Origin of the sequence: Curtobacterium poinsettiae, assembly GCF_047226435.1 — a bacterium.
Taxonomy (GTDB): Bacteria; Actinomycetota; Actinomycetes; order Actinomycetales; family Microbacteriaceae; genus Curtobacterium; species Curtobacterium poinsettiae.
On the sequence record NZ_CP178434.1, the window covers coordinates 3,513,580 to 3,539,649 of the forward strand.

A 26,070-nucleotide genomic window follows, 5' to 3' on the forward strand; every position below is an offset into this window, starting at 1 on the left:
TCAGGAGCGGAGCGACGGCCCGGCTCGCAGCGGCTTCGGAGCGTCGGAAGGGCGCGGGTTGAGCGGAGTTCCCAACTTCGGGGGCTTCCCTGGCACGCAGTGCCCGTAGACGAGAAGGCTGGCGAAGTCCGTGCCGGACTGGAATTCGACACCGAACCCATCGGCAGAAGTGCCGCCGTTGTAACCGTTCGGGTAGGCGATCACGGTTCGTGCGGGCTTGAGCGTGTCATCGTGCTCGACAGGGGCACCGTCCAACCCGACCGACGTCTTCAACGCTGCAGCAACTCGCCCGGTCACGACGGCTGGAGTGGCAAGCAGCGGGTGCTTGCGGATGGCTGTGAGCGTGAATTGCGCTCCGTCTTCGCCATTGGACGAACAGTCGTTCCACTCGAACTCGGTTCCCTCGTCCCAGCCCCCCTCACCCACGACGGACTTCACCGCCTGGAAGATGTCTATGACGTTGTCGTGTGACTGTTCTGGGGTCAACGAAGAGTCCATGCTCGCCGGAGTATGCGGACCGTGATCGGCGCACGCAGTCATCAGAAGCGCAGCGGACGAGATCAACACACCCACCAGAGTCAAGCGCCTACGGTGTCGGATCACCCGTTGGTCCCGTCTGCCAGTCGAACATGAGCCAATTCTCCTCGGTCTGCTGCCGCATCCAAGACCGTCTTCGTACCGAAGGAGCTGTCCCGGTCGCCGCCACCCGGCGCATCACCACGATGTGTCCGGTCGCGAACAGTCCGGCCGGCAGCCACGACAGGCACCTACCCTCGTTGCATGGTGAGCGACGTCGACGGTGGACCCGGTTGGATCATCAGAGCTGCCGACCTCCGCCCCGCCGTCACCGACCTGGACGCCTTCCGAGCCGGCCTCGCTGGGGATCCACTTGCCGAGACGATCGAACTGCTGTGGACCGGGAACGCCCGCGCTGCTCTTCACGGCCTCGAATCGCTCCAGCAGACGCCCCGAGTGCGGGCGCTTGCTGCCGATTGCCGTCGCGATCTCGGGGACACCGCTCTTGCTGTGGGGGAGTATGACGTCCTTGTCGCAGAGAGCTTGGGCACGGCACGCGAGGCCGTGATGCGGCAACACCGGGGGAAAGCCCTCCTCGCGAACGGCGAAATAAGACGCGCGATCGAGGACTTCCAGCAAGCCGTCGAACTCCGACGAACAGCAGACCCGGTGCTCCTCGCCTCAGCAGAGCAGGGTTTGGCGGTCGCACGCAGTCGCGTGGACATCGGATGATCGCCGGCCGAACCGGTGTCGTGAGACCTCCGATCTCGTCGCCGTCAGCGCTCCGCGCGGTACCCGCACTCGCGTTCGCCCTATCGACGAGCCCGAGCGCGGGCTGACTGGTTCCGGTCGCCGCTCCTTCGGGGAGGCGCTCGGACAGGTCTGTCACCGGATCGTGAGATTCGAGCGCTTCAAGGGTTCTTGCCCCCGGCCCCTGCCGCTTGGCTGCCCAAGATGCCGAAGCGCTGCGCCTGTTCGACACTCACATCCAGGTACGGTTCGAAGGCCAGCCGAAGCTCGTCGACGGCACCACAGCGCAGGGTCAGAAGGACGCTGCAGACGCGGCTGCGGCTCATCGCGGACAGGCGACGACGACGCTCTCCTCGCTCCCGACAGACGTCTTCAAGGTCTGGGTCGTCAAGGTCAACACTCTGGACGGGTGGGAGTTCGGAGGCCACTGGAAGTTCGCGAACTACTTCGCTGGGCAGACCGATCCGGGAGACGTCGCGACCCTGGAGTTCGACATCAACAAGTGCGCGAAGCTGCAACACCTCGACATGGCGACGGACGACACCAGTGGCAAGTCGACCAAGCTCGGGTCGTTGCACGACGCCAATTTCGGTGCGAACGCGCCCATCTGGAACGTTGAGGACAAGGAGAAGGGCTCCGGCAACCAGGCCGACTCCGGCGCGGCGTTGGCGTGGCTGAACGCGGACAGTTGCAAGAAGAACCACAACGAAGCGCGCGGCATCCTCCTACCATGCTGTCGAGAACGGGGCAGTCGGCAACGTCTCGGCCGTCGTCTTCATCCGACCGAAGGAGCGGTACATACAACCAGCTTTCGCGATCCTGGCATTGGTCGTGGGCGCGAGCATCATGGCCCTCACGCTGATCGCGTTGTCAACGCCGCTTCCGATCGCGCTTCTCGGCCCGGTCCTCGCTGCCGTGAGGCTCAGTTCTCTGGCGCGGCGAGCGAGCGATCGGCCCGACGACTGACAGGCCCGAGCGCCCACGCACACGTGGTGTGTTGCGTCCGGTAGCCGATCCCGGTCCGGACGACGCCGCGCGATGACGAGTCGAACGTATGCCGAGCCGCCAGTCAGAGAGGGCTACTGCACGCGCGCGGCCTGGCGGCGCTCGACAAAGCGCATGATGAGGAACAGCGACGACCAGAGGACCAAGCCCACGAGCGCGAACACCGCGACGACGAGGAGCACGCCGCCGACCGTGTCCACCGGGAACCAGCCGCTGAGCAGCAGCGCGGGGAGGACGGTGACGAGCATCATGGTGAGGTGCGTGAGCGACTGCCGCATGAGGGACCAACGGTCCACCTGGTAGATGACGGACGACGCGGACACAGCTGCAATGATTACGCCGACCGTGAAGGTGCTGCGACCGTCCTCGGCCTGTCCGTCGTGGAGGAGGAAAGCACCGATCGCGGACATGAGCACCAGCGGGATCGCTGCCAGGAGGACGGCGCGCAAAGCGATTCGCCTACGTGGTTGTTGCATGGTGCCCCCTGGTTTGCGCCCAGTCGACCACACATCAGAGTCCGCTCGTACAGCCCATTCAAAGGACGACCTGTCGACCGGCCGACTGGTGTCCGATAGCGGATCGGCTATCGGACGGTCCGAGCGGCGGTCCACTCGCGATCGAGCATGGCGTGCTGGTAGCCGTCGACCCAGCCCAAGTCAGCGTGCCAGGAGTCCTCGACGCCGTGCTGCTCACGTCGCATGCCGTTCTTCTCGAGTACGCGGGCGGAGGCTATGTTGTCAGCGTTACAGCTCGCGGTGACGCGTCTGAGCCGGAGCACGTCGAACGCCGCGGTCAGGAGACCGCGTGCCAGGTCTGTTCCCAGTCCCTGTCCGGCGAGGTCGGGTTGCAGCATGTAACCGATGACGCCTTGCGTCGCCAGCGGTATCCCCGGCTGTCCCAGGCCGTCTACGACGTCGAGGAAGCCCAGCCCGGCGAGCTGGCCGTCCAGCTCCGCGATGCAGGAGAAGTCGGTGTCGCTGTCGGGAATGCTGGCCCACTCTTGGGCGTAGGCGTCCGGATTGACATGAGTGCGGAGCATGAACCGGTTGACGACCGGGTTGTTCCGCAGGGCGACGAGCTGGTCTGCATCCTCGGGCCGAGGATCGCGGAGGAGGAGAGCCCCGCTCTGAGCGGGCCACGGAGAAGTGCGCACCCCGTCATCCTCTCAAGAGTCAGGTTCGGTGACCGATCACCAAACGGACGCGATGGGATGATCGGCAGATGATTCTTCGAAGTGCTCGTCTATCGCTGGAGCCGATCTCTCCCGACCTCGCTCGGCGAATCATCGAGCGGGAGGAGCTGCCTGGGGACGACTGGCACCGTGAGTATCCCTTGGACGATGAGCTCAACCCGCTGAAATCCCTCGCGGCTGCAGAACCGACGAACACACCGTTCACGATGTACCTGCTCCGGCGAACTGAGGATGGGAGAGCAGTCGGAGGCTTCGGCTTCTTCGGTCCGCCAGATACGACGGACCAGGTGGAGTTCGGTTACGGTCTCGTCCCGTCGGCGCGAGGGGTAGGTCTTGCAACCGAAGCGGTTCGGTTGGCGCTCGAGAGTGCGTCGTTGTGGGGGGCTCGCTTCGCCGTCGCCGACACCGACCTCGAGAACATCGAGTCGCAACGGGTCCTAATCAAGAACGGGTTCCTTGAGATCGACCGTGACGAGTCGCTTGTCTACTACAGGCGCAGCCTTGCGCCTCAATAGCCGATCGGCTGCCGGACTCAGCTGCTCGCACCGAACGCGGAGTCAGTTCCCGCGACCGAAGTCGCTGCATCGCTGAGATCCCCATCCTCGCGCTGGCTGCCGCGAGACTCCGTCTCACATAGGTGGTCCGCGGTCCCTCGCAGTGAAGGTGCGTCATACGGACGCTTCGCGCGAGTTGACAGGCCTAGGGCTCGCGCGGATGACCAGGGTGACCCCGCCCGCGCTGAACGGCGACAAGTTGTGCGCGAAGGAGACAAATTGTGTGCGCGACGACTGTCGACGACAGCAGCAGATGGTCCGGAATTGGGCACGCATCTCGGTCTCCGCCATGATCTCGTCTGCGCGTTCCGCCAACTAAATCGTCCGACTTCATGAGCCCGCCGGGCAGCAAGACGTCGGCCGGGACGCGGCGAGTCTGCACGAGCCACCCCACACCGCTGCGCGGCTAGAGCCCCGATTGGGTGAACGCGCAGCCGGTCCGCTTCGTCTGCTCCCCGGAACCTTAGTCGCGAGCCGCTCGAGTGTCGCGAATGTCGACGACCTGCTGGCTACGGAGACAATCGGACGGGAGGTCCCTGACAACTCGTTCTCCGACCGCCACTAAACAGCATCTCCAGCCGCGGTCACTGACTTTCGAATCGAACAAGACTCCGAGTGGTCAGTAGTCTTCCCTCCCATTCTGAGGCAGGCTCGACAGGAGACGTCTGGACTTCTGGCCAGACGTAGGCTCACCGACAGGAAGGCACCGAATGCTACCCCACGAACCGCGCCCAGGCGAGGTGTCGTTCCAGCCCATCCTTTATGTTGTCGCTGCCCCGCTGAGCGGTGGCCTTGATGACGTTGAGCCACCCTTGCTGACCGATACTCTCCCGGGAGGAACGTTCGACGAGGACCTCCTTTCGGTGCTTCCTGGCATCTGGTACGCCATGCACCTACCGAAGAACAGGTTCGAGATGCTCGACCTGCCATTGCGTGGCGTGCAGGCCGGAGACAGCCGGTACAGTAAATCGCACAACATCGCTCTAGTGCCGGATAAACTTCTTCGCGACTTCGATCTCCTCCGGCTTTTGATTGGCCCCCACGAGCCAGCGCTGATCATCGCCACGGATCGGGCGATGGCCGACGCCGCCCTCGCCGCCGCCGAACTCGATTTCGCCCTGCCACCAGTGACTGTCGACCAGCTCGATCAGGCCCTGCTTAATAAGCATTGGGGATCTCTCGCGGACCGCTGGGCAGCAGAGTGGCCGGCAGACGCACCAGCACCGGACCGAACTCCGCTGCGGTGGACGTGGCCGATCGATGGCGACGGATCCCTGCTCCCGTTGCAACGCCTTCGTCGGCTGATGGGATCGCCGCTCAGCGTCCTTCCACATCCAAAGAACCCGTTCGATTCGGCGCACGAGCTGCGGCTCACATGGCTGCGGCTCAACGCACTCGTGCAGATGGAGCTCGATGGCGTCTCCCTAGATGAGGCCGCCCAACGCCTTCCAGGAGAAATGCGGCGGCAGGCTCCCTTGACCAGGACTCCTCTCATTCTCGGGGTGTCGGGTACGGCACCCCGGTACATTCGGTTCGCCTCCGGCGTGGACGGAGTGTCCCAGAGTACTTTCCGCGATGACTATTCCGACGTCCGAACGACCCTCGTCGGTCACGCGGCAGTCCGCGAAGATAGCACCGGTGTCGTCCTGGAAGATGCCTTAACGCCCGCAATGTTTGTCGCTCTGGCGGATTTGGAACGTGGCTGGGCGGAGAACGCGAGGGCGGCTGGTATCCGGAAGCTCCTGAAGCGTCTGAGCGAATCCGCCGAATCTCTGTGGACGGACGATCTTGTCCAATTGATCAAAGTCGCGTCTCGCTTGGAGGTATACAGCAACTTCCCGATCGGCCTGCTCACCCTCCCAGGGGATCAGGAGCCCCTTGCCGGCCGGCTACCCATCAGCTACAGCCCTCTGAATCCCCTGACGCGGGCTTTGCAGTTCGAGCTGTCACCACAGCACCCAACCGACTTGTCGTCCGGCATGAGAATCCTGATCGCCGAGTGCATTCCCGACTCTGACCCTGTAGGCCAGGTCAGCCGCAGGGGATGGTCAGCCGTCGAGGCAGAGATGAGCACCCAGCGTCACGTTCACGTGACCATGGCGGAGACGCTCACCCCGGCGGCAGTTCGGGACGCGATCGAACGGGTCCATCCCGACGTCCTCGTTCTCAGCGCCCACGGGTTCCACGACCCATCCCTGAACGTAGCCGGCCTTGTTATCGGGGATACACCCAGTATGGGCAACGACCTCGGGGAACTGCCTCCATTGGTCATCCTCAGTGCCTGCCATACGACCCCGAGGGGTGGAGGCGTCGTGAGCGTCGGCGATCTTCTCATACGAGCCGGAGCCGACGCCGTCCTCACCGCCCTAGTGCCCGTTCTCGTCCAGCACAACTCCGCTCTCACTTCCCGATTCCTGCGCTACCTCGCGCTGGCGATTGGCGAGGAAGCACCTGAGCCTGCCACGAGCGTGCTCGACGTATGGCATCGCGTTCAATCGAGCAACGTCGTCATCGACTTGACGTACGGCAACGAGCGACTGCGCGAATGGTCATTTCAACGCGATGGTACCAAGCCCAGTCCCATCAAACAGTTTATGACCAGTGATTTTGGCGTTCCGCTCCGCGTCGGGCATCTGTACGAGGACGCCGAACAGCGACTGATCGAGATCGCCAAAGCCACCGGCGATGACGCACGGGTGCGGAACTGGTTGCGAGTGCCCGGCTACCTGCCGGAATCTCTGATGTATACGCTCCTCGGACACCCCGCGTCGATACTTTTACGGACGTGAATCGGTCCACTTCTCCCGGTTACCCGGCAAGCATAGACAAAGACGCGGACTCCAGATTGACGATGATGAGGACCCAACTCCTGGCAAGGTTTCCGACGAAAGCCGGAACTGCTTCTTTATTGCTGGTCTGATCCCGCGTCACGGCAAGCAGACCCAGAGAGGCGCCGAGGGGCGATTGCCCTGAGAAATACGCTCGCTGCAACCGAATTCAACACCCTCACTAAAGATCGCCACGATTCATCGTGCCTGAAAGCGCCGTTTCGTCCACACCAAACCCATTAAACGGACCGCAACGAAGTTCACCCTCCGACCGGCCACGGACAAGCACCCCTGAAGTCCGACGTGTCGAGGCCCTGACGTCGTCCCCCGCCTAGGATTGCACTGGACGTGAGCATCTTTCGGAAGCTGTTACGGCCACATGATCGCTCCGACCTCGCAACCGCCAAGGACTCCGCCGTGCTCGACGCCCTCCATCTCAGCAGCAGCCCCGCATTCGGTCCCGCCCCAGGACAACGCATCGGCGACTTCGCCCCGGTGACGTTCCTCTTCGGCGCGAACGGATCCGGCAAGACAACCCTCAGCCGCGCCTTGACCGATCCCTCGCGTTACCCGGGCAGCCGGCTGGAATGGGACCCAACGACCGGTCCCCTGAGCGTCAAGGTCTACAACCGTGACTACGTCGAGCGCACCATCAACCAAGCGGCCAACCTTCCCGGTGTTTTCCTGCTCGGGGAAACCAGCGCCGAAGCGCAGGCCGAAATCGCCAGCCTCGAAGGGCCTACGGGCACCATTGAGCAGACCAAGAATCTCCGAAGAGGACTGCTCACCAAACGGGACGAGAACGTCACCAACCAGCAGGCGGCTCGAGAGACGCTGCGAAAACGAGCGTGGGAAGCAAAGGCGAGCGTCGCGTCGGAGCTCGAGCCGATGTTCGCCGGATACAACGGCAGCCGCGACAAGCTGGTAGGCGAGGTCATTCGGATCGCCAACATGCGACCCGCCACCGGCAAACGGCTCAGCGAACTTGTCGCCGACGCTGCAACGGTCTTCGACGACTCGGTCAGTTCACAGACCCCGCTGCCGCTGTACGCGAGCGCGGATGTCAGTGCACTCGATGGCGCCGATCTGATGCCCGTCGCCATCGTCGGACGCACCGACGTCCGACTCGCGGGGTTGATCGAACGCCTGCACAACGCCGACTGGGTCGAGCACGGACGCCATCTCCTCCAAGAATCACATGGCGTATGCCCGTTCTGCCAGCAACCGGCTCCCACCGATCTAGAAGCCCTCCTCGCCGCCTACTTCGACGAAACGTACGCCACGCAGATGGCGCAGGTGCGTGCTCTCCGCGACAACGTTCAGGCCTGGGCAACAGGCTTGCGTCAATACGTCGCTGACACCACCGCGGCACCAGCACGATCGACACACATCCAGCCGGACGCGTGGGCTGCGGCCGTGCAGCGTCTCGAGCACGTCATAGACGATGCCCTCGACGCGGTCGAGAAGAAGATCGGTGCCCCGTCGACCCCACTCGAGTTCCCGTCGCCGACGGCAGCCGCAGCCGCTCTGCTCGAACTGGTCGACGCCGCGAACACCGAGATCTCGGCCCACAACGCTCGCATACGCGCGCGCAGCACGCTCCGCAGCCAACTCATCGTTGACTGCTGGACCGCGTTCGTCACCGACGACCTCGCTGCTTCCGTCGCGGAATACTCCACGGCAATGACGACTCTGCGAAAAACGGAGCAGGGCATCGCCGAGTCGCTCGCGCGGACCGACACGCGGGTCAAAGAATTCGAAGATCGGCTCAGTCAGCTCCACAGCGAGACCACCTCAAGCCGCCCGATCATCGAGACCATTAACAAGCTCTTGCTCGGTGCCGGCTTCCACAACTTCACCCTCGGACCTTCAGAATCGCTTCGGGACGGCTATACGATTCGTCGCGCCAACGGAGACGTGGCGTCGGAATCGCTGAGCGAGGGGGAGCGCACCTTTATCTCATTCCTGTACTTCGCACAATCACTGGAGGGCACCCGCGGCGACAATGAATCATCCAATCTCCTCGCGGTCATCGACGACCCCATTTCCAGCCTCGACAGCGACGTGCTCTACGCCGTCTCGACCATCGTCCGGCACATACTCCGAAGAATTGCCGACGGCCTGGGCCGCGTCCGACAGCTCATCGTCCTGACCCACAACGCGCACTTCCACAAAGAAGTCATTTACGAGCCACCCCGGAAGGCTGACAAGACCAAGAGCGGCCGAGCCAGGCGTATCTACGGAGTGGTGCGGAAGCATCCCACGAACCCGAGCATCGTCGAGTTCACCGACACGAGCCCGATCCAGACCGCGTACGCGGCGTTGTGGGACGAGGTCAAGCGTGCCGAGACCGACCAGCGCACTCCCGTCGTGGGTCTGCAAAACGTGCTACGACGTATCGTCGAGACGTACTTCAAGGTCCTCGGCAGCATCGACACCGACGAGATCGTCGCGCACTTCAACGGATCTGATCGATGGATCTGCGAAGCGCTCTTCTCGTGGGTGAACGCCGGCTCGCACACGATCTTCGACGACCTCCACTACACGCAGACCACGATGTCGCTGACCGCCAACCTCGACGTCTTCCGACGGATCTTCGAGCACGAAAACCAGACCGGTCACTACCGCATGATGATGGGCCTGCCTCTGGAAGACGAACCCGACAGCGGGACAAGTGACTCAGACGACGACACGTCCGAGTAGACACCTGAGGCGTTTCCCGCGTGAACCGTCATCGGCCGGTCGCGCCAAACATTTAGGTCGAGGGTCGTGCCACTGACCGCGCCGAGGTCCGCCAGATGTCAATCTGTGGTCTCGAGGAGGAGGGCAGGAATCGGCGGCGCTGGCTCGATCGGAGCGCATTCGTGAGGTCGATCACCGGTCCGGCGCTAGGGCAGGTCGCTGCGACCCTGAGTCGCGCCTCCACGCAATCGGGATCGACGCCGACCGGTGAATCCGAAGCGAGAGGCCCATCAAAGGGCAAAATCGACGCCGGGGGCAACGCATGCGGACATTACTACTAAGCTGAACCAGCGGACTACTAGTCAGGAGCTACAACACCGCACATCGTGGGACACAGCTTTACAGGGGGAAAGCATGATCGAATACAAGGAACTCGGCGCCGCGGCAACCTCGGCATTCACAGGAGTCTCAGACATACAATGGGGCGTTACTTACGTAAATAGCAATCTGCTAGGCACCCTGGACAGTAACGGTCGAGACGTAATCACCACTCCCAAAAGCGTCGTCAGCCTAGTGCCGATTGTCATCCTGCTTGGCAACGGGCGCAGCCTCCTGCCAGCGGGAGTTCACCGAGAACAAATTCCATATGAGCAAGCGAGAATGCCGGTGCTTCAGACCGTCGACCCGACCTTCACGCTCAGATTAAGTGGGACCAGACTCGAAGTCCTTGATGAGCACTCGCGCACGGAACTTGAGATCGATCTAGACAAGCGCACAGCCTGGTTTGTTCGACTGATTGGCAACGTAGGATTTGTCCTCCAGGATCGACAGGATACAGATAGCTTCGCCCTCGCGACCCTAGCATTGGACAACCTGCACCCGATGGTAGCGCACGGTTTTCACCCGGGTTCTATCACGAGCAAGAATGCCGCGAACATACTCCTAAACTCGAAAAAATGGGAGGCGAACTATCCCGACCTCGGCTCACCTGGTTCGTATTCAGGAGTCGGGGTCGACGTAGGCGATCGACAGTGGACATTCTATTCTGATCGCCACGTGCATTACCCGCCGAGGACGTTCCCCAGGTCGTGTCTTGTTTGTGAGTCAACAACTGTCAACCGCGAGCATTGCACCCCCAATTGGTTAGCTCACGCGCTGCAATTGGAGCCAATTGTTGCCGAGGTGCTTTGCAACGAATGCAATAGCAAGCTTGGCGACGAGCTCGAAGTGCCGGTCAGTGACATGTATAAGCAGGACACCATGGGCGAATCAGAGAATTTGCCTCTGTTGAACTTGTGGATGGCGAAAACAGCTGCAACCTTGGGAGCTGCCGCCAACCTACCCATTCCGACGGTCCTTCAGCGGACTATTGCAACAGGCCGAGTCGATCCTCACCTGCGTATTTGGGCCGAAGCGACCTCGAGGGCAAGCGAGCCATTCTATCGCTTCAGCGTGATTCGCTTCGCTCCGCCCCGGGAGGCGCTCGGATGGTTCGTGGTTGGCTTCGAGTTTCCCGGCTTCTCCTTCGTCGTCGCACACTTACCGATTATTGACCCGACAATAACAGACTCGCTGGCGATGACTCACCCCGAACGCACGAAACCGCTTCAAGCCGCAAACATCAGTAGGGTGCTTGAGGTGATGCAGAAGTTGATGGGAGGCCTTGAATCTCCTATCGATGTGTTCGCCGACGCGGTCGGCCGGACACCAGCACCCCGCAGCCCTAGAAAGATGAAATCAGCTGACCCATCCTGACCTGGGAGAACAAGCGGTATGAGACACATGTGACCCCTCACTGAGACTGTCGGCTACTGCCTCTCTAGGGACGCCAATTCTCACGACATTTTCGCCGGCTTTGCTCGCTAGAGCGGTTCGCATATGTTCAACCGGAGTTCAGCCAGCCATGATTACAGAGGAAGACAACGGGGCATCGAACGTGACCGAAAACAGGTTCCAGGGTCTGATCCGTCGCGTCGCGGACCAGGTGCAAGCCGACTATGAGGAAGCCCGTCAGCACGCGCGCGAGCACGACCCTCAGCGATCGGGTCATGAAGGTGAGGCCACCTGGATTCGATTGCTGAGCGACTGGGGACCAGGCTGGCCCGTCGTTTCGCGGAAGTACATTGTTGGGCCGGGAGGTGACTCGAACGAGGTTGACCTCCTCGTGCTGAAGCCCGACTACCCGAGGCACTTGATGGAGGACCCGTCGGTCCTCGCAAGCGGCGTAGCGGCCGCCTTCTCTGTGAAGCTCACGTTGCGGCCCCAGCATCTGACCGATGCATTGTTGCAGAAGCGTCGACTGCTCGAGGTTGCCGGGGCATCACCAGGGTCAGTCCGCGAAGCGCTGTGTGGTCCGTTCCCGTTCGGACTTCTCGCGCATAGTAGCGAAGTTGCCCGGAACGCGACCGACTTCCGCGCTGCGATTCAAGAGTTCCACGAGAAGACTGCCCACAACTCGACGGAGCCGCTGGTCCGGGCGCCGCGGGAGGAACTGGACGCTCTACTCATCGCCGATCGCGCCTTCTTCAGCGCACGACGCGCGTCACTGGCCCCAGGAGGCGTTCCTGGTACGGCACTTAGCTGGCAGCCGATGTCGTCTTTCAACAGTTATCACGGTGCGGCGACGGATCTTCCCGGCGCACCCTTGGCGCAGTTCGTCACGTGGCTGAGCCAGACACTGCTCCCGCCAGGAGCCTCATCCCTCGGCGCATTGGAGGCGATGTTCGGCGCAGACGCATCGTCAGGGAGGGCGACCCCGTGGCCGCGTTCGATCTATCCGGCGAGGATGCTGGAGCAGGGAAGCATGCTGCTCAATGACTACGGGAACCCTTTGCTCTTCTGAGCTCAATTGAGCCTGCGCTCAGAGATCACCACCGAACGACGAGTCGTCTTCAAGAGACCGCCAGTCCCGGCCATCTTAGAGCCAGCCGCGGCCTGATCCTTCGTGCAAGACCCACAAGTGGGTGAAGGCCGGATCCAGCGTCGGCGGCTGGGTCGGCACCCCGAACCCGTTGTCACCGTCATCGTCCGAGGAAGGCGGCTGACGACTGAGCGCTCGCTCAATGGCGAACGGGGTCGCACCGTCGATCCAGACGAACAGGTGTCGCTGCAGCGCGCCTGACTCGGTCAGCTTTGCTGCATTGTCGGTCGTCGCTGCAAGCGCATCGCTCAATAGCTCGACAGCCTCGTTACTTCCGGATGCGCTGCCACCGCCGCCAACGGTGACGAACACGCGGTGTCGGTCATCCGGCTCAGGCGAAGCCGAATCTGCTATTGCCAGCGCATGCTCGACCTTCATACTCAGCAATGCGCGGTAGAGCTCGGCGTACTCACCGCCCTGGAACACTTGCATCTGCGCCCGCTGATCGAAGATCAGTCCTCGTCGCACTCGGCCCAGATCTCAACCCGCCCGCACATCCGGCGATTCACGGGTCACACGACGATCAGCCGAGTTAGCCGCTGTCATCACCGTTTCGGAGGAGCGCGAGCGGAACGCACCGGGTCATAGCACTGCGGATAGACGCGGCATCAGTAGTCTTGGTCCTGCCAATTCTCAATCAGGGCCTCGTCGTAGTCTCCAGATTCCAACACGTATCGCTCACCAGGTAGGCCAGCCTCGGCGAGTTCCTCTTGATCCGCTACCCGGAAATTACAGACAGCGCAGGCAAACTCATCGGGATGGAACCAAACCACAGGAAATGCCTGATAAACGGGCATCCAGCCGTCCATATCCCGTTCCACATCGACGTCGACTTCGACCTCGATAGCAGCCTCCCCTTGAAGGCGTCCGATGTAGTCGCAGGCTGGACATTGCGAATCCACCCCGATGCGTCCATCCGACGGGTCTAGCAATCGTCGGGCCGACTCCTTGCTCACCAAAGCGCCCTCGTAACCTGTCGGCCCTAGCCGGGCCTCCAGCGCTGCGAGCTGAGCGAGCGCCTGTTCTCGGCGGAGTCTGACGCGTCCCTCGACCGTCTCACGACGCTTATTCATGAGGGCATCTACGAGACCTACGTACGTTCCAAAATGCTGTTCCTTGGTCATCCCCAGCTGGGGCAGTAGTACCGTAGTGGCAAGGAGGCAATCCTGCAGAACACTTTCCACTCTGTCGGTAATCCCCACGTGTGCTGCGCCGTTGCGTACGTCAGCAATCAAAGATTGGCGCGACTTTGGTATCGGCCAGTTGGGTATGAGCGACGCCAGCCGGTTCAAAACTCCCCCGAGGCCGACTGTGCGAGCGCTCGGATCTCGGAGATCTGGGCGGGACACCGATCGAAGTATTTGTTCCTCCGAAGGCGCTGACGGCATAACCAGGACAGGATTGATATCCCATAGTGTCGCCTTGCCAAGTAGTTCGAGGCTCAGCGGCGCTATCATCGCCACCTGCTCGAGGTCGTCGTTCGACCATGCTTCGAGCGCATCTCGCATCCACCGCTTGGCCCCTTCTAGCAGTAGTTGCGCAGACGCCTTCTTCGGGTCGTCGGCAGCGGTCAGTTTCGGATGCGCTTCTTCCGGAGATGTCACCCCACAAGCATAAGACTTAGACGCTTGAACGGGCGGTGGAAGGGGCGCGATTCCGCCTTGGCGTCCGCGATGACTCGATGCCGGTCGCGACTCGCCCCCTCATGTGCTACTTTCTGACCAGTCCGTTGGATCAGGTCAGGGGCAGGGGTTTGGGGTTCGATTCCCCTCGTCGCTGGTGCGCTTGGTGTTTTCGCGGCTCTCATTGCAATGCGGTTTGTAAGTCTGATTACCTCTCTGAAAGACAAGTCAGAAGCCCATCGAAATGATAGCCTGAAGGAGGCACCTATGAACAAAAACCTTTCGCATAAGATTCTCAGTAACACCTTAGAGACCGCGTGGGCGCTTGGCGTGTCGGTGGCAGCTGGGCTGCTGCTCTCGTCCTGATTCAACGGCCAAACGACTTGTATGAGCAAGCAGGAAGTTCTCCTGCATCGGAGACCGTGATCGGTCCAACTAAGTCTTCAGTGTTGAGCCGCAGGCAGGGCGCGTAAGGCAAATTAGGGAGCGTGCGGCGTCTCACTTCCTTGTCATCGGCCGCAGGCGAAAAACGGCGTGAACCAGCAGCCGAAGGGTTATCGGGAGCTCCTCGTCGAGTGCTGGTCAAGGCAGATCGCTAGCCGCGAGCTCAGGATGGAGCGGGGCTGACGAGCCGGATCGGCTCAACAGCTGGGTTCTCGAGGTTCTCGAGCGCGACGACAAGGTTCCAAAGAAGATTCGCTCGTTTGTCGGCGGACACGGAGATGTGTTCATGTGGGCAACGCTCGCCAGCGATCTGACTGTCACGGGACTTCTCACTGGTCCGGATGTCGCGCGGATCCCGCGCTTCCTCCGGAACGGGCCCCGAAGCTACCTTCGAGCGTCGACCGCGTGTGGGTGGCGTGCACGCTCGCGGGGCGGAAGGCCGTCATTACCGAAGGCCGCCGCTGGCATTGGCTCGAGTGCGTCGCGGACATATCAGTGGAGGACGACGGCGAGCATTAGGGCTTCAACGCCAGGCTTCCGTCATTCGACTCGCTGCCGGCTCGTCACACGTCCCGAAGCACTCACACCTACGCCACCGCCGGCATCAATCGCTTACGGTCGACTCTTCGACTCCGGTGCACGTAGTAGAAGCTCTGCGGGATCGAGCTGGCCTCTAGCTCGTCTAGCGTTTGAGGTCGGGCATAGCGGTATGCCTGATCAACAACCAAGGCGACGGCCTGAGTCGACGACGCGTAGTAGTCATCGAAATTAGATTCGTCGATTATTCCCACCCCACCGAAGGTGGCCCAGATGGACGCGGGCTTATCGATCACCGTCTCTTTGATGCTGAACTCGCCGACAACCCTCTGAACCGGAGCCGTTGCATAGATGAGCACCGTCGTGATGTCATCGGCAAGCTTTCGCTTCCGGAACTCGACAAGCTTCTCGCCGCTGAGGATCGCGTCCGCATAGCGGGGGTGAATCGCCATGACCGCTACGCGCTCAGTTGCTGCAGTACCCATGCGCGCCCTTCGTCCGATGCTGCTCGCGTGATCGCCTGAGGGGCCCCGTTGAGCACTCGCATCTCGATGAGTTCGTCGAGACTCCACGGCCCCTCAAGGAAGCGGTCCTGGCGGAACAGAACGGCGATCACGCCACTTTGACACATGCCGGCGACTTCTTCTGCGCTGTACACGGTACGTCGCCCGACGAACGCAAGGACCTCGGAGGGAACCGAGCTGCGCAAGGTGCGTTCGACGACGCCGATCGCGCGCACTGCCCCGCTGCCCGGCTTGTCGCCAGCGGACTTGTAGAAGAGGAGCACCGCCCCCTGAGGGAGTACTCGACGCTTGGAGTTGCTGAGGTACGCCTTCCGCAGTGCGTTGCCGAACGGGAGGAGCTCAGTGACGTCGAACAGAGCGGCTGCGTCCGCCTCCTCGGCCGGGCTGTCCGGGAAGAGCCCGCCGTACCAGTGCGGCTGTATCGGCACGACGAACACTTCGGCCTGTGATGCAACCGCTGGTGGCCCGTACTTCACGTGGTACGCGAGAGGGTCGAGCGGCGCCTCGGGTTCAGGCTGCAGCGTCTTCTCGAACACCCACTCGTTCTCGGTGCCAGGTAGCTGACCAGCCTCCTCGAACCCGAACGTTTCGAGGAAACGAATGAGGAGTTGCTTTGCCTCGTCCTTGATCACTGTGACGAACATGGCCTCGACCCGCTTCGTTGCGGCCCAACCGAGCACCGTTTTCAGGAGCAACTCGCCGAGCTTCTCGCCCTCAGCTCGTTCGTCGACCTTGAACGTCGAGATCTTCATCAGCTTTCGGCCGGGTACGAGCGGGTGGTCATCGGAAAGCTTGACAATTGCGATCGCACGGTAGCCGCCGTCAGCATCCTCGACGGCCCACACGCGACGATTCGGGTCGGGTGCGACCGTCGTGCGGATCCAGTGATCGAACTCGGCGTAGTCGCGTCGCAGCGAGTCGAAGATCGGTTCATCGAGCCTGAGCGCGGCGGCCATCCGGCGGTGCACCTGCGGCGGCGCTGCAGGGTCATCCGGGTACAAGGTCTGGAGTAGAGCCAGCGCCTCTGCGGGTCGAAGGACCTGCTCCTCAAGACCAACACGGGCAGCACGACGAAGGAGCCGGCGGTCGTTCGTGACGAGGTGCGTTGCCGCGCCCGCAGCGGCGGCCGCAAGCAATCGCAAATCTCGATGGTCATTTGACCCGTCGACGACGCTGCCGAACGCATCGCGCAGATCGTCAGCTATCGGTGGTTCACCGATCAGCTCGTACTTCCGAAGCGCCCGGAGGTTCGCGCCACGGTGTCCTTCATCCGCAGTTTCGCGCAGGTCGTCGAAGTTGGCCGGATGGACGACGACGTGGTGATTGTGTTCGCGGGCGAGGCGGAGCAGGTCCGCCAGGGCAGGGCTCTGCTCATCGTCGGAGCCTGCGTACGGTTCCAGCGCGATAACCGCGTTGGTGTCGAGCAGGAAGGTGAGGAGCGGCGGCGCGGCCATGATCGAAGCCCATTCGTGAGGTCGATCTGAAGCTAGCCGAAAGCGAGCCTTCCTTGTGAAACCCGCGCGGGTGTCGGAGTGCTTCTCGATCGTGCGTTCGGACTCGCGTCAGGGCAAGCGAGGCGAGGACTGCTCTGCCGGAAGGTGTTCAAGCCAGTCGATCGGCGCGCAACGATTTCCTGTCGGTGGTGGGAAGGCCGCGACAGCCCACCGCACGTGTCGCACTGGCCGACTGAGCTCGGCGGCGAGGGCCTTCAGTGATGGCGCGTTCAGCCTGAGGCGATCGTGAAGCAGCTCGAGGTCGATGTCGCCGAGTTCATGGCCGAGGTTGGCGTCGGGATGCGCGAAGCGTGGCGGGTCCCAGGTGACCAGCGGCGAATTGGGCGGCATCGACGGGTGGGGTGGTGCGATGAGGGTGAGCCAGGCACTGAGGTACTCGTCGATCGACGCCTTGAGTTCCGCGGTCATCTGCAGGAGGAACTCGGTGTAGTCCGCTGCATCGGGGACGTGGCCCCGGAACCGTAGTCGGGCAGGCAATGCCGATGGCGCTGTGGCGGTGATGCGCATGTACGCGTATCGCTGCGCATTGAGGTGGCGCCGGGATCGGCCTGCGTCACGTCCTGATGACTCGCAAATGACCTGCCAGTGTTTCTCCTCGAGGAGCCGCGACGTGTCCAGCTGCCGGCGTTGGAGGTAATCGATGGGTCCCGGTGCGGCCCTGAGGGTGAGGGCAAGTTCGGTGAGTTGGCGCAGTACCGAGGTGGTCTGCTGGGGTGTGCCGAGCATGGTCGGGCGCAGCTTCCGCCCGATGCCAGCGATTGCGTCGTAGTCCGGTAGAGCGCCGGTCCCGGCGATGCGAAGCGCATCAGCGAGTGCGTGTTGCAGCGTGCTGCCGTCTGTTCTGGAGTTGATGCCGAGTGGTGTCGCCCATGATGGCCAGAGCAGCGGCGGTACGGCGGACGCGGCCCAGGTGACGCTGGTGGGTGAGTCGGCAGCGTTCATCAGGGCGCTGAACGATTCGGGGTGCGCGTCGGGCGCTTCCCATCCCGCTCGGCGGATGAGTTCGAAGCCTTCCCATGCGGCTGCTGAGGCGGCCGATCCGTGTACGAGCCGCTGGATGGGGCTGAGGTCGTTGTCGAGGCTTCGGATGACTCGGCCGCGCATCAGCGAGTCGATTCCTGGCCAGGCGTCGAGGAAGTTGCGGGCGCTCCACGGTGCGGGCGCTTCTTTGTCGGTGCGAGCTGCCCGGTCGTAGGTGAGGCGCCTGATCGCTGCTGCCAGGGTTCGCTCGTCACCCATGATGAGTAGGTAGGCGGCTCCGAGGAGCGCCGCCATGGCGAGGGGTTCCTTCGGTGGGGAGGTGCCGATGCGAACGCTGTGATCAAACAGCCCTCGAAGTTCGGATTCGTCGACGCCGGAGAGCTGAGCGATGGTGTCGTGGTGCCCCGCCGAGAGGAGTGCTATCGCGGTGCCTCGGAAGGTCGCGGCCGGGATGTCGGGGCTGTCGGAGTCCTCGGGACGCCAATGATGCGAGATCGCGCGTTGCGCGAGGAGCATGGGTGAGTTTCCTGCAAGCGGCTCCTCTTGCCATGTCTGCGCGAGGGGATGGCGGCAGTAGTCGCCCTCGCTTAACAGCGCCCAGCACAGGGATGGGTCGCGCGACTCGACTTCGCGAGGGGACGCTTCGACGATCGGCTGCTGGCAGGCGGAACACGACTCATGCAGGACCGTGTTGTGTCGCTCGCAGATGAAGCACCACCACAGGCGCCACTCTGTGTAAAACACGCCGGGCCGTTCGAGGAGGCATGTTGGGCAGTAGCGGGTGCCGCCGCCACGTGTCCAGTTCTTGGACTGGGCGAAGGTGCCATTGACGCGGAAGGCTTCGAGCTCTTCGGGGAGGTGCCCCATAACCATTGTTGACAGCGTGTCGGCGTCGACGCCGAGGCCGATCTGGATCGCGCTGGCGATCTCGTCAGTGAGGAGATTGCCGATCTTCTGCCGATCCCCGCTCGGGGCGGCGTTGAGGCCGCACCACGTGACGATGTCCGCGGCGGACGAGTCGAGGTGGTGCCCAACGCGTCGGAACATCGAAGGCAGCCATTCGCGGCGCGTGAAGTCGATGGTCGCGCCGATTCGTCGAACGGCGGTCAGGTCGATGTAGTCGAGTCGCCTAATCATGACGCGGCTAGCGCGTTCGCAGACCAACGAAACTTTCCGGAACGCCATCCCTTGAGTCTCGGCTCGCGGCCCCGGGCTACGCGCTCGTTGAGTCGCACCGCATCGATGATCTCTGCTGTGATGCGTTGACCCGGAGTGCGGGTAGCGGCAAGGCATGCGCCGGTGACGAGGGCGGCGACAGCGTTCACGTAACCGAGGGTCGAGACCCAGAGGTGTTCTTCGAACTGATCGCTGAAGACAGGTTCGCCAGGTTCGTGCCCTGCGAGTCGGATGTGTGCGTCAAGTCCCCGCAGGAGTGTGCGCCACTGCGTGATGTCCGCCTTCGTTTCGTGGGGGTACCGGGTGAGGTCCTGGAAAGCCCATCGGGCGATCGTTTGGGTCTGTGTGGCGTTCTGCGCGACGGTTCTCTGCTCGACGAGCAGGTCGCGCATGTTGTGCCCGGCGAGCACGACCCGGAGATTCAAGTTCTGCAGGGCTTTGATCGCGTTGTGCAGGTACATGCCGTACTGGCCATCGAAGTTGATCATCTGCACCTCGTCGATGAAGACGTACTGCACGCCATGCCGGAGGGCCCCCTTCTGGAAGGCCATCTGGGGATCTTTCGTCGCTGGGACGGAGAGTTCGTCGCACAGGTGTGAGAAGAACGCGTTGACGCGTGGATTACCGTCGATGGAGTGGAAAATCACCGGACGCCAGTCGGGATGAACGGACCCGTCGCCCGTCTGCTCGGCGGTTCCCTCCAGACGGCGGTCCCAAGCGGCAGTGCAGAGTGCGCGGACTGCGGCCCGTTTCAGGATCGCTGTCTTGCCCACGCCGGGTGGCCCGGTGATGACAGGAACGTCGAGGAGATTGTTGTCGTCGCCGGGCTGCGGTTCCGGCAGCTGCGCAAGATGGTCCTCAACTGCCCGCACTTGCTCGGTTCGGACGTAGGGCCACGCCTTGTACCAATCCTCCAGCGCGCGCAAACGGCGACGCCGGTCGTCGCCTCCAAGCTTCCGGAGCGCGTCGTACGACAGCACACCAGGATCGTCGCCGCCTGCGAGCGCGATTCGACTGATCCATCGTTGATCGACCGCGTGCAACTGCATCCAGCTTGATGACGGGTGCTCGTCGGATCCGAAGTAGGTGCGGATCCGTCCATCGAGTCCGCCCATTAGCCGAACCGGTCGAACAGGTCGACGTCAACCGCGTCGACGTTGGGCAAGAGCTCAAGGCCAGCATCGTCAAGAACGAGCTCTTCTTCAGCAGCGAGCACGTCGTCGACGAACTCCGCGCCGAGGAATTGCTCAGCGCCGACGATCGTACCGACGTCGCCCCGCTGGATCGCGGCCAGCTGGGAGACGAGAATCTCTTCCGCGTTCCTCTTGCCGTGCAGGTTGGCGAGGAGGATCTTGTCCTCTGCTTGCCACTGCGTGATCATGTCGATCCGAAGCGACTGTGCTTGCTTCTTGGAATAGGCGCCGCCTTCAAGCCGGGCGTTGGCCCAATCAAGGTCGAGGTCCCCGAAGGGGATCGTGTCCTCGGTGCGGTGCACCCACGGGACCACGTAGGCGTTGCCCTCTGGGTCGAAGCAGTACACCTGCCGTAGGTCTGCAGGATTCCAAAAGATGCGAGCTTTGCCGCTCGGGGCAGCCCCGTCGACCTCGATCAGGAACCGAATGATGGGCGCGTTGTAGACGAGGCTCCTACGAGTCACGCCGTACCGAGTGAGCCGGAGCACCTGGTTCGGCAGGAACCGGATCCACTCGTTCCGCCACGCGGGCATCTCGGTCACACCGTGTTCCTCGGCGAGTTCAATCCACCGATCCGTTGGGCTGAGCCAGCGGTGCGTGTCGGCGTACAGACCCTCGTGCTCCTCGACATTGTGTAGATCGGTCCACTGCTGGTCACGATCAACGAGTTCCCGCCAGGTGAGAATTAGTTCCTTCGTCGCGTCGCGGCCACGCTCGCTGACTGCCGATCCGATGTAGTTGCGCTGCTGCTGCTCGTAACCGGTCTTCTGGGAGCCGAAGTGGCGCTCCACGCGGCCCTTCCCACGGCCGTCCTTCACGCGCGCGGGTTCGACGTCGATACCGAGGCGGTGAAGGGTGAGCATGCCGTGCTTGTTCAGGAATTCCCGACCGTTGTCCATGAGCAATCGGCGCGGCCAGACCGGCATCCGGGAGATGACGCGTGGCAGTCCGACGAACGGCCGGGGGTAGGTGCGCCCTTCGAACACGATCGCGTCGTGTTCATCGGTCATCCGGTGGAATGCGTCCGCGATGGCGAGGCCGGCGGCGTACCCGGTCACTTCCTCGGCGATGGACCTGCCGACGATGTACCGGGAGCAGGCGTCCATGATCTTCGTGTGATCAAGACGCACTTCGCGGTGCAGGCCCGGAGCAGCGTACGGGTCGCGGACCATCACGTTGGCAGGGGTTGCATCGATGAGCCAGAGCTCACCAACCCGCCCGGGATCGCGTCGCTGCAGGGACACCTTCGGCCCCTCGGCGGTGGATGCTTTGCTCTTCGCGTTGCGCCGCAGGTGTGGGTAACGGGCGTAAACGATCGTGAGGGCGCGCTCGAACGTCCGTTGCGTCGGCACAATCTCGTCAGACCCGCGTCGCGCCCATCCGCAGTAGGCCTCGAACATCGCCTGGTCCGTCACGGTCGATTGGAATGTCGAGTCCTTGAGAAACCGCCGCACAGACGGCTCGATGCGCTGCGGCAGCGTGCCCAGATCGTCGGTCAACATTCGGGTGTCGTACAGCCCCGATTCCCCGGTCGTCGCCTTGTCGAGCATCGTGCGGATGTACTTCTTCGCGCTCTCGACCTGCGTCCCGCGCCGCTTGGCAAGTACGAGCGCCATCGCAGTGATGCGGGGCACCCGTCCCGTGATCCGCGCTGGGTCGTGTCTCGAATCCGGTTGGTCCCCATCCGACTGCTCGGGACGGAGACCCGTTTCGAACCAGCGAATGATCGCTTTCCGTTCGGCGACTTTCGCCGCCTGAGTGGGCGATGCACGCTGCTCCAGTGAGTCGAGCTTGTCGCTCAGTGGCGGAGGCGCGTCGTCCCGTGCAATGAGGCGTGCGAGTCGACGGATCGGCATCGAGCTCGCGCGGCCGGCTGTGTCACGGAGCGTCACCCAGGCTTCGTTTACGGTGTCGATGATGTGGGACACCCCGTCGATGGTCACGGGTACGTTCGGCGCGATTTCCTGCCGCCAGGCGCGGTCAGTCATCGTTCCGCCACACACGGGACTGCTGACTGTAAGGGGAGAACATGTCTGTGAGGAGTGCCCGTCGCCAGAGCATCCTCCGGATCAGGGTCAGTGACCAGAGCCGCTGGTAGCCGCTCGCGTCTAAGCGGTCAGCGAGCTCTGTTGCGGGCATTGCTTCGTCACACAGGTCGAGCGCCACCTGCGACCAGCGGCCGTAGCTGATCGCGGGGACGAACGCCTCCGACAGGTTCTCGAGGTTGCATCGGAATGGTCGCGACATGCCTGTCCAGATGGCGTACCCCATCCCAATCGAGCGTGCTGCTTCCGCGATTGCTGGAACCTTTCGCACCCAGTCGTCGGCCGCAGCTTCCTCTGGCGTCCGCACGTCGATGATCAACGCTGCGTTCGACGGCCCCAAGGTCATGACGTCGGGCGTGTGTGTCTTCAGCGGCGCGCCCGCTGGCCAAAGCATCGTGAACGGCTGGCCCGAGATGAAGTGCACCGCTGGATGGAAGTCAGCAATCGTCATGAGCGACCGCTCGTGATGGGATTCAGCCCCGACGTGATGGCCGACCGTATGCATCCAGGTCGCCACAGGTTTGTTCTGTTGACTCAGGCGCCGGGCGAACTCCCGCATCGACAGCAGCCGCGGCAGCAGCTCGAAGTCGAACTGCTCGAGCCTGCTCACCGAGGTCGTCTCGCCGTCCAGGGTATAAGCGATGCGAATCTGATCGGCGAAGTGGCGCGTGTCGATCGCCAAGCGGCGCGGACCCGATGAGGGTCTGAAGACCCGTACGCGCTTTGGGTGGAAGCGCGCCGACGATGGCTGATGGACGGGCTTCAAGCGTCGATCGCCAGGCCCGAACCACGCGGTGAAGAGACCGAGCGGGTCAACGTTGCGCGTGGCAGGGTCGTCAACGCCAACCCGATCCTGTTGCGCGGTCAGTTCGACCAGCTCCGGGCCGCGATCACCGGCCCAGAGAGGCGGAACGGTACTGGACAACGAGGGGGTCACAACGGCAAACTAACCCGAACAGAGTTCGGAAAACAAGTGGCAGGAGGTTACCGCCGGTGCGAGGTCGTCTGCTCCTTGGCAGCCCGGATCCACTTCCCGACGGCCCGGTCACTCACGCCAAGTGCTTCCCCGATGGCGTCCAACGTGAGACCTTCCTCGTACGCCTCCAGCGCCAGCCGGACGCGCTCCTCAGTCGTCTCACGGAGAACGCGCTCCGCGGTTCGCATCGCGTCAAGCAGGGCGTCGGCCCTTGCCTGATCCTTCACAACCTTCGGGGGACGGCCGATCCGGCGACCCGGGGTCGATGTGCTCACGGTTGCGCTCCAACGTTCAGTTCGAGCGTCGGAACGGTAGTTGCGCGCCCCGCGGGCACGTGGAAGGATCCGACGCGAATCTCGCTCGGATCGGACATAGGAATCTGGGTTCTTGTGGGCACTTCACGCGATTTGGCGGTCGCGTGCCACGGGGTCAATGACGACCCCTGTGAGTCCTGCCTACAAGCCATGGTAGCTCCCGGGTCCCGTCGCCCTCCCGGCCCGACTTCCCGCCAGGCCAGCGCCACCATTCTCCCTCGTTTACGAGCCAAATCGACGAATCGTGGGATGTAGCCGACATGGACGAACCAGAACCGACGTTCGCCTCGCTTGCTGGGGTTCTCGCACATGGCCGCGACTTCGGTACGGCAGATGAGCCGCCGGCAAAGGGACAAGGACGCCAAGCGACGCCCGATGAGGAGGAGTTCCTCATCCGCTCCGGCAGCTTCACCCGCGAGCAGTACGACGAATCGAAGGGAGAAGTCGCTCGCGGCGAGCTCGACGAGATCGAGCGTCGCACCGAGCTAGAGGGCCTCATCGCCTCACTGTCAGCCGAGGAGACCGCGGACTGGTTGGGCATCAGCGACGCGGAACTACATGCGCTCCTCGTCGCGGGAGAAGTGACCGCCTTCGTCTGCCACGGTCAGTTGCGTTACCCGGCGTGGCAGTTCACCGATGACCCAGCGACACCGGTCCTCCCCGGCCTCGCACGACTCACGCCGGCGTGGGGCGAGCAAAAGCACCCGTCCACGATCCTCGGCTACATGTACCACGCGGACCTCGAGATCGAGGGGACCGATGAGTCCTTCACGCCCGTCGAGTGGTTGACGATCGGCGGCGATGTCCAGGTCGTCCTCGACCATCTCGAAGCCGCGAGCTGGAGTTAGGAACCCCTCGGATGCACAGGTGTCCGCCATTTCGCGTCTCGCAATCGCCCTCCACCCGCCCATCCCTCCAGGCGATGTCTGCGGGGGACCTAGAAGTCAGACAAGAGGGGAGTGCCTGATGACGTCACGGGTACAGATCGCACGCGCACGCGCACGTGTTGCTCTCGCCTCCCTGACAGGTGAAGACCTGCCCGACAGCGTCCGCAACACCGCCACCATGGACTTCGCGGATGCTAACGACGCTGTCCTGGTCACCCGGGACCGCGTTCTTGACCCGCCGCGGCAAGACGGCGCCTTTACGCGACTGATCGGTGTTCACGCCGGCGGTCGAGATTTCGGGCCGCGCCACAATCCGCCGCGTCCTCGAACCGGCCGAGATCTCACACCAGACGAGGAAGACGCCCTCATCGAGTCCGCGTTCGGTACCCGGGAGCGGTACGAAGCAGCAAAGGCTGCCGTCGCGCGAGGAGAGCTCGACGCAGCCGAACGCCGCTCTTGGCAGGGCTCGATGAGCGCCACCCTCACTTTGGAGGAGGCGGCCGACTGGCTGAATGACGGCACGGCACGGGTCCTCACCAACCTCGCGTTCGGCGACCTGTTCGCGTTCGTATGCGACGACGAGCTTCGGTTCCCGGCATGGCAGTTCACCGTCGACCCGAACCACCCGGTGCTGGACCACCTATCGACGTTGGTCGGAGCCTTCGACGACGACATGCACCCGACGTCGATCCTCGGCTTCATGACCACACCACACCCGTACACGCGCATCCACGATGAACCCACGACGCCGATCGAGTGGCTCACCGCCGGCCGCCGCGTGCAGCCGTTGCTGGAACTACTCGAAACCCGACGCTTGAGATAGCTCCCGCGCCGAAGGGTCTCTCGGCCGATCGGCCTTACTCCTCACGGACAGAAGGGACGAATCTAGTCAGGTCGCGCTCCTGAGGCGAAACGCTAGTGGTAGCGGCGGGACCTTGCGATCGCCGAGGTCAGAACTGGATATACCCGTTCCAGCCCTGCTCCGCCTTAGCCCCGTCCTCATCGAAGATGTCGGGATCGACCGGGAAGTGCTCGTTGCGGAAGTGATCAATGGACGACCGCGCCTGTTCTCGCAGCGTCGACGTGTCCTCGTCAGGGTGCATGCGGGCGAGCCTGGCAGTTCCACGCTCCACGACGGCTTCCCACAGCTGCCGACGGCTCACCTCTGCAATCAGCTGAGACGCGACCAGCATCGAGTGGAACTCGAGCGACCCCGCGAACCGGTCCATCAACGTGATGAGGTCCCGGTCCTTCACCTCCGTGACGACCTTCGGCTGCTGATTCTGCTGCTCCGCCATCCAGCTAATCTGGGCTCGCGCGTCCTCGAACGCCTCCCGCTCCTGCTCGTCCGCCACAACCTTCACCCTCTCTCCCATCGAGGACTGGCCCGTTGGTGAAACTTCAGTCACT

General features: G+C 63.0%; 22 protein-coding genes. 9 read left to right on the plus strand and 13 right to left on the minus strand.

The features are described 5' to 3' along the window. Complete coding sequence (locus tag ACL00U_RS16675) at nt 1-498, minus strand: hypothetical protein (protein ID WP_412873646.1); 498 nt, start codon at nt 496-498, stop codon at nt 1-3. A gap of 282 nt (nt 499-780) precedes the next feature. On the opposite strand from ACL00U_RS16675, the gene ACL00U_RS16680 reads away from it, so the two are divergent. Both ACL00U_RS16680 and ACL00U_RS16685 read left to right on the plus strand, forming a co-directional pair. Continuing rightward, a complete protein-coding gene (locus ACL00U_RS16680) occupies nt 781-1,248 on the plus strand; it encodes a tetratricopeptide repeat protein (RefSeq protein ID WP_017887842.1) in 468 nt (155 codons plus the stop codon). Between the two features lie 209 nt (nt 1,249-1,457). Beyond that, a complete protein-coding gene (locus tag ACL00U_RS16685; RefSeq protein WP_412873647.1) occupies nt 1,458-2,276 on the plus strand; it encodes a hypothetical protein in 819 nt (272 codons plus the stop codon). A gap of 69 nt (nt 2,277-2,345) precedes the next feature. Here the strand turns inward: ACL00U_RS16685 and ACL00U_RS16690 are convergent, their stop codons facing one another. Both ACL00U_RS16690 and ACL00U_RS16695 read right to left on the minus strand, forming a co-directional pair. Beyond that, the gene (locus ACL00U_RS16690) at nt 2,346-2,720 is read right to left on the minus strand and encodes a DUF3021 family protein (protein ID WP_017887839.1); all 375 of its coding nucleotides are present in this window, start codon (nt 2,718-2,720) and stop codon (nt 2,346-2,348) included. Between the two features lie 134 nt (nt 2,721-2,854). Then, nucleotides 2,855-3,424 carry a GNAT family N-acetyltransferase gene (locus tag ACL00U_RS16695; RefSeq protein ID WP_412873648.1) on the minus strand — a complete coding sequence of 190 codons (570 nt, stop codon included), beginning with the start codon at nt 3,422-3,424 and terminating at the stop codon, nt 2,855-2,857. Nucleotides 3,425-3,492: 68 nt separating this feature from the next. Here ACL00U_RS16695 and ACL00U_RS16700 point away from each other — a divergent pair, with 68 nt between their 5' ends. The 5 genes from ACL00U_RS16700 (at nt 3,493) to ACL00U_RS16720 (ending at nt 12,369) form a co-directional block, all read left to right on the plus strand. Next, entirely contained in the window at nt 3,493-3,978 is a 486-nt protein-coding gene (locus tag ACL00U_RS16700) for a GNAT family N-acetyltransferase (RefSeq protein WP_412873649.1), read from the plus strand. A gap of 779 nt (nt 3,979-4,757) precedes the next feature. Next, nucleotides 4,758-6,806: a CHAT domain-containing protein gene (locus ACL00U_RS16705; protein WP_412873650.1), complete on the plus strand. Its 2,049-nt coding sequence runs from the start codon at nt 4,758-4,760 to the stop codon at nt 6,804-6,806. 456 nt (nt 6,807-7,262) lie between these two features. Beyond that, on the plus strand, nt 7,263-9,548 hold the full coding sequence (locus ACL00U_RS16710; RefSeq protein ID WP_412873651.1) for an AAA family ATPase: 2,286 nt from the start codon (nt 7,263-7,265) through the stop codon (nt 9,546-9,548). Between the two features lie 393 nt (nt 9,549-9,941). Continuing rightward, entirely contained in the window at nt 9,942-11,282 is a 1,341-nt protein-coding gene (locus ACL00U_RS16715) for a hypothetical protein (RefSeq protein WP_412873652.1), read from the plus strand. A gap of 148 nt (nt 11,283-11,430) precedes the next feature. Next, the gene (locus ACL00U_RS16720) at nt 11,431-12,369 is read left to right on the plus strand and encodes a DUF6602 domain-containing protein (RefSeq protein WP_412873653.1); all 939 of its coding nucleotides are present in this window, start codon (nt 11,431-11,433) and stop codon (nt 12,367-12,369) included. Between the two features lie 75 nt (nt 12,370-12,444). Here the strand turns inward: ACL00U_RS16720 and ACL00U_RS16725 are convergent, their stop codons facing one another. The 9 genes from ACL00U_RS16725 to ACL00U_RS16765 all read right to left on the minus strand — a co-directional run bounded on the left by ACL00U_RS16725 (nt 12,445) and on the right by ACL00U_RS16765 (nt 23,734). Next, entirely contained in the window at nt 12,445-12,879 is a 435-nt protein-coding gene (locus ACL00U_RS16725) for a hypothetical protein (protein ID WP_412873654.1), read from the minus strand. Between the two features lie 176 nt (nt 12,880-13,055). Continuing rightward, nucleotides 13,056-14,051 carry a hypothetical protein gene (locus ACL00U_RS16730; protein ID WP_412873655.1) on the minus strand — a complete coding sequence of 332 codons (996 nt, stop codon included), beginning with the start codon at nt 14,049-14,051 and terminating at the stop codon, nt 13,056-13,058. Between the two features lie 1,049 nt (nt 14,052-15,100). Next, nucleotides 15,101-15,535: a hypothetical protein gene (locus ACL00U_RS16735; protein ID WP_412873656.1), complete on the minus strand. Its 435-nt coding sequence runs from the start codon at nt 15,533-15,535 to the stop codon at nt 15,101-15,103. Beyond that, complete coding sequence (locus tag ACL00U_RS16740) at nt 15,508-17,028, minus strand: GNAT family N-acetyltransferase (protein ID WP_412873657.1); 1,521 nt, start codon at nt 17,026-17,028, stop codon at nt 15,508-15,510. The genes ACL00U_RS16735 and ACL00U_RS16740 overlap by 28 nt, the downstream gene beginning before the upstream one ends. 108 nt (nt 17,029-17,136) lie before the next feature. After that, nucleotides 17,137-19,254, minus strand: a complete 2,118-nt coding sequence (locus tag ACL00U_RS16745; RefSeq protein WP_412873658.1) for a TniQ family protein — start codon at nt 19,252-19,254, stop codon at nt 17,137-17,139. Next, nucleotides 19,203-20,360, minus strand: coding sequence for a hypothetical protein (locus tag ACL00U_RS16750; protein ID WP_412873659.1), 1,158 nt, complete (start codon nt 20,358-20,360; stop codon nt 19,203-19,205). Before ACL00U_RS16750 ends, ACL00U_RS16745 begins: the two co-directional genes overlap by 52 nt. Next, nucleotides 20,360-22,366, minus strand: a complete 2,007-nt coding sequence (locus ACL00U_RS16755; RefSeq protein ID WP_412873660.1) for a hypothetical protein — start codon at nt 22,364-22,366, stop codon at nt 20,360-20,362. Before ACL00U_RS16755 ends, ACL00U_RS16750 begins: the two co-directional genes overlap by 1 nt. A 52-nt stretch (nt 22,367-22,418) precedes the next feature. Further along, entirely contained in the window at nt 22,419-23,165 is a 747-nt protein-coding gene (locus ACL00U_RS16760; protein WP_412873661.1) for a hypothetical protein, read from the minus strand. Between the two features lie 302 nt (nt 23,166-23,467). Further along, the gene (locus ACL00U_RS16765; protein WP_412873662.1) at nt 23,468-23,734 is read right to left on the minus strand and encodes a helix-turn-helix domain-containing protein; all 267 of its coding nucleotides are present in this window, start codon (nt 23,732-23,734) and stop codon (nt 23,468-23,470) included. Nucleotides 23,735-24,033: 299 nt separating this feature from the next. On the opposite strand from ACL00U_RS16765, the gene ACL00U_RS16770 reads away from it, so the two are divergent. Further along, nucleotides 24,034-24,621, plus strand: coding sequence for a hypothetical protein (locus ACL00U_RS16770; protein ID WP_412873663.1), 588 nt, complete (start codon nt 24,034-24,036; stop codon nt 24,619-24,621). A 118-nt stretch (nt 24,622-24,739) separates the two neighbouring features. Beyond that, nucleotides 24,740-25,483 carry a hypothetical protein gene (locus tag ACL00U_RS16775; protein WP_412873664.1) on the plus strand — a complete coding sequence of 248 codons (744 nt, stop codon included), beginning with the start codon at nt 24,740-24,742 and terminating at the stop codon, nt 25,481-25,483. A gap of 127 nt (nt 25,484-25,610) precedes the next feature. On the opposite strand, the gene ACL00U_RS16780 is transcribed toward ACL00U_RS16775, so the two are convergent. Further along, nucleotides 25,611-26,015 (minus strand): hypothetical protein, encoded by a 405-nt coding sequence (locus ACL00U_RS16780; protein ID WP_412873665.1) that lies wholly within the window; start codon nt 26,013-26,015, stop codon nt 25,611-25,613. Between the last annotated feature and the right edge of the window lie 55 nt (nt 26,016-26,070).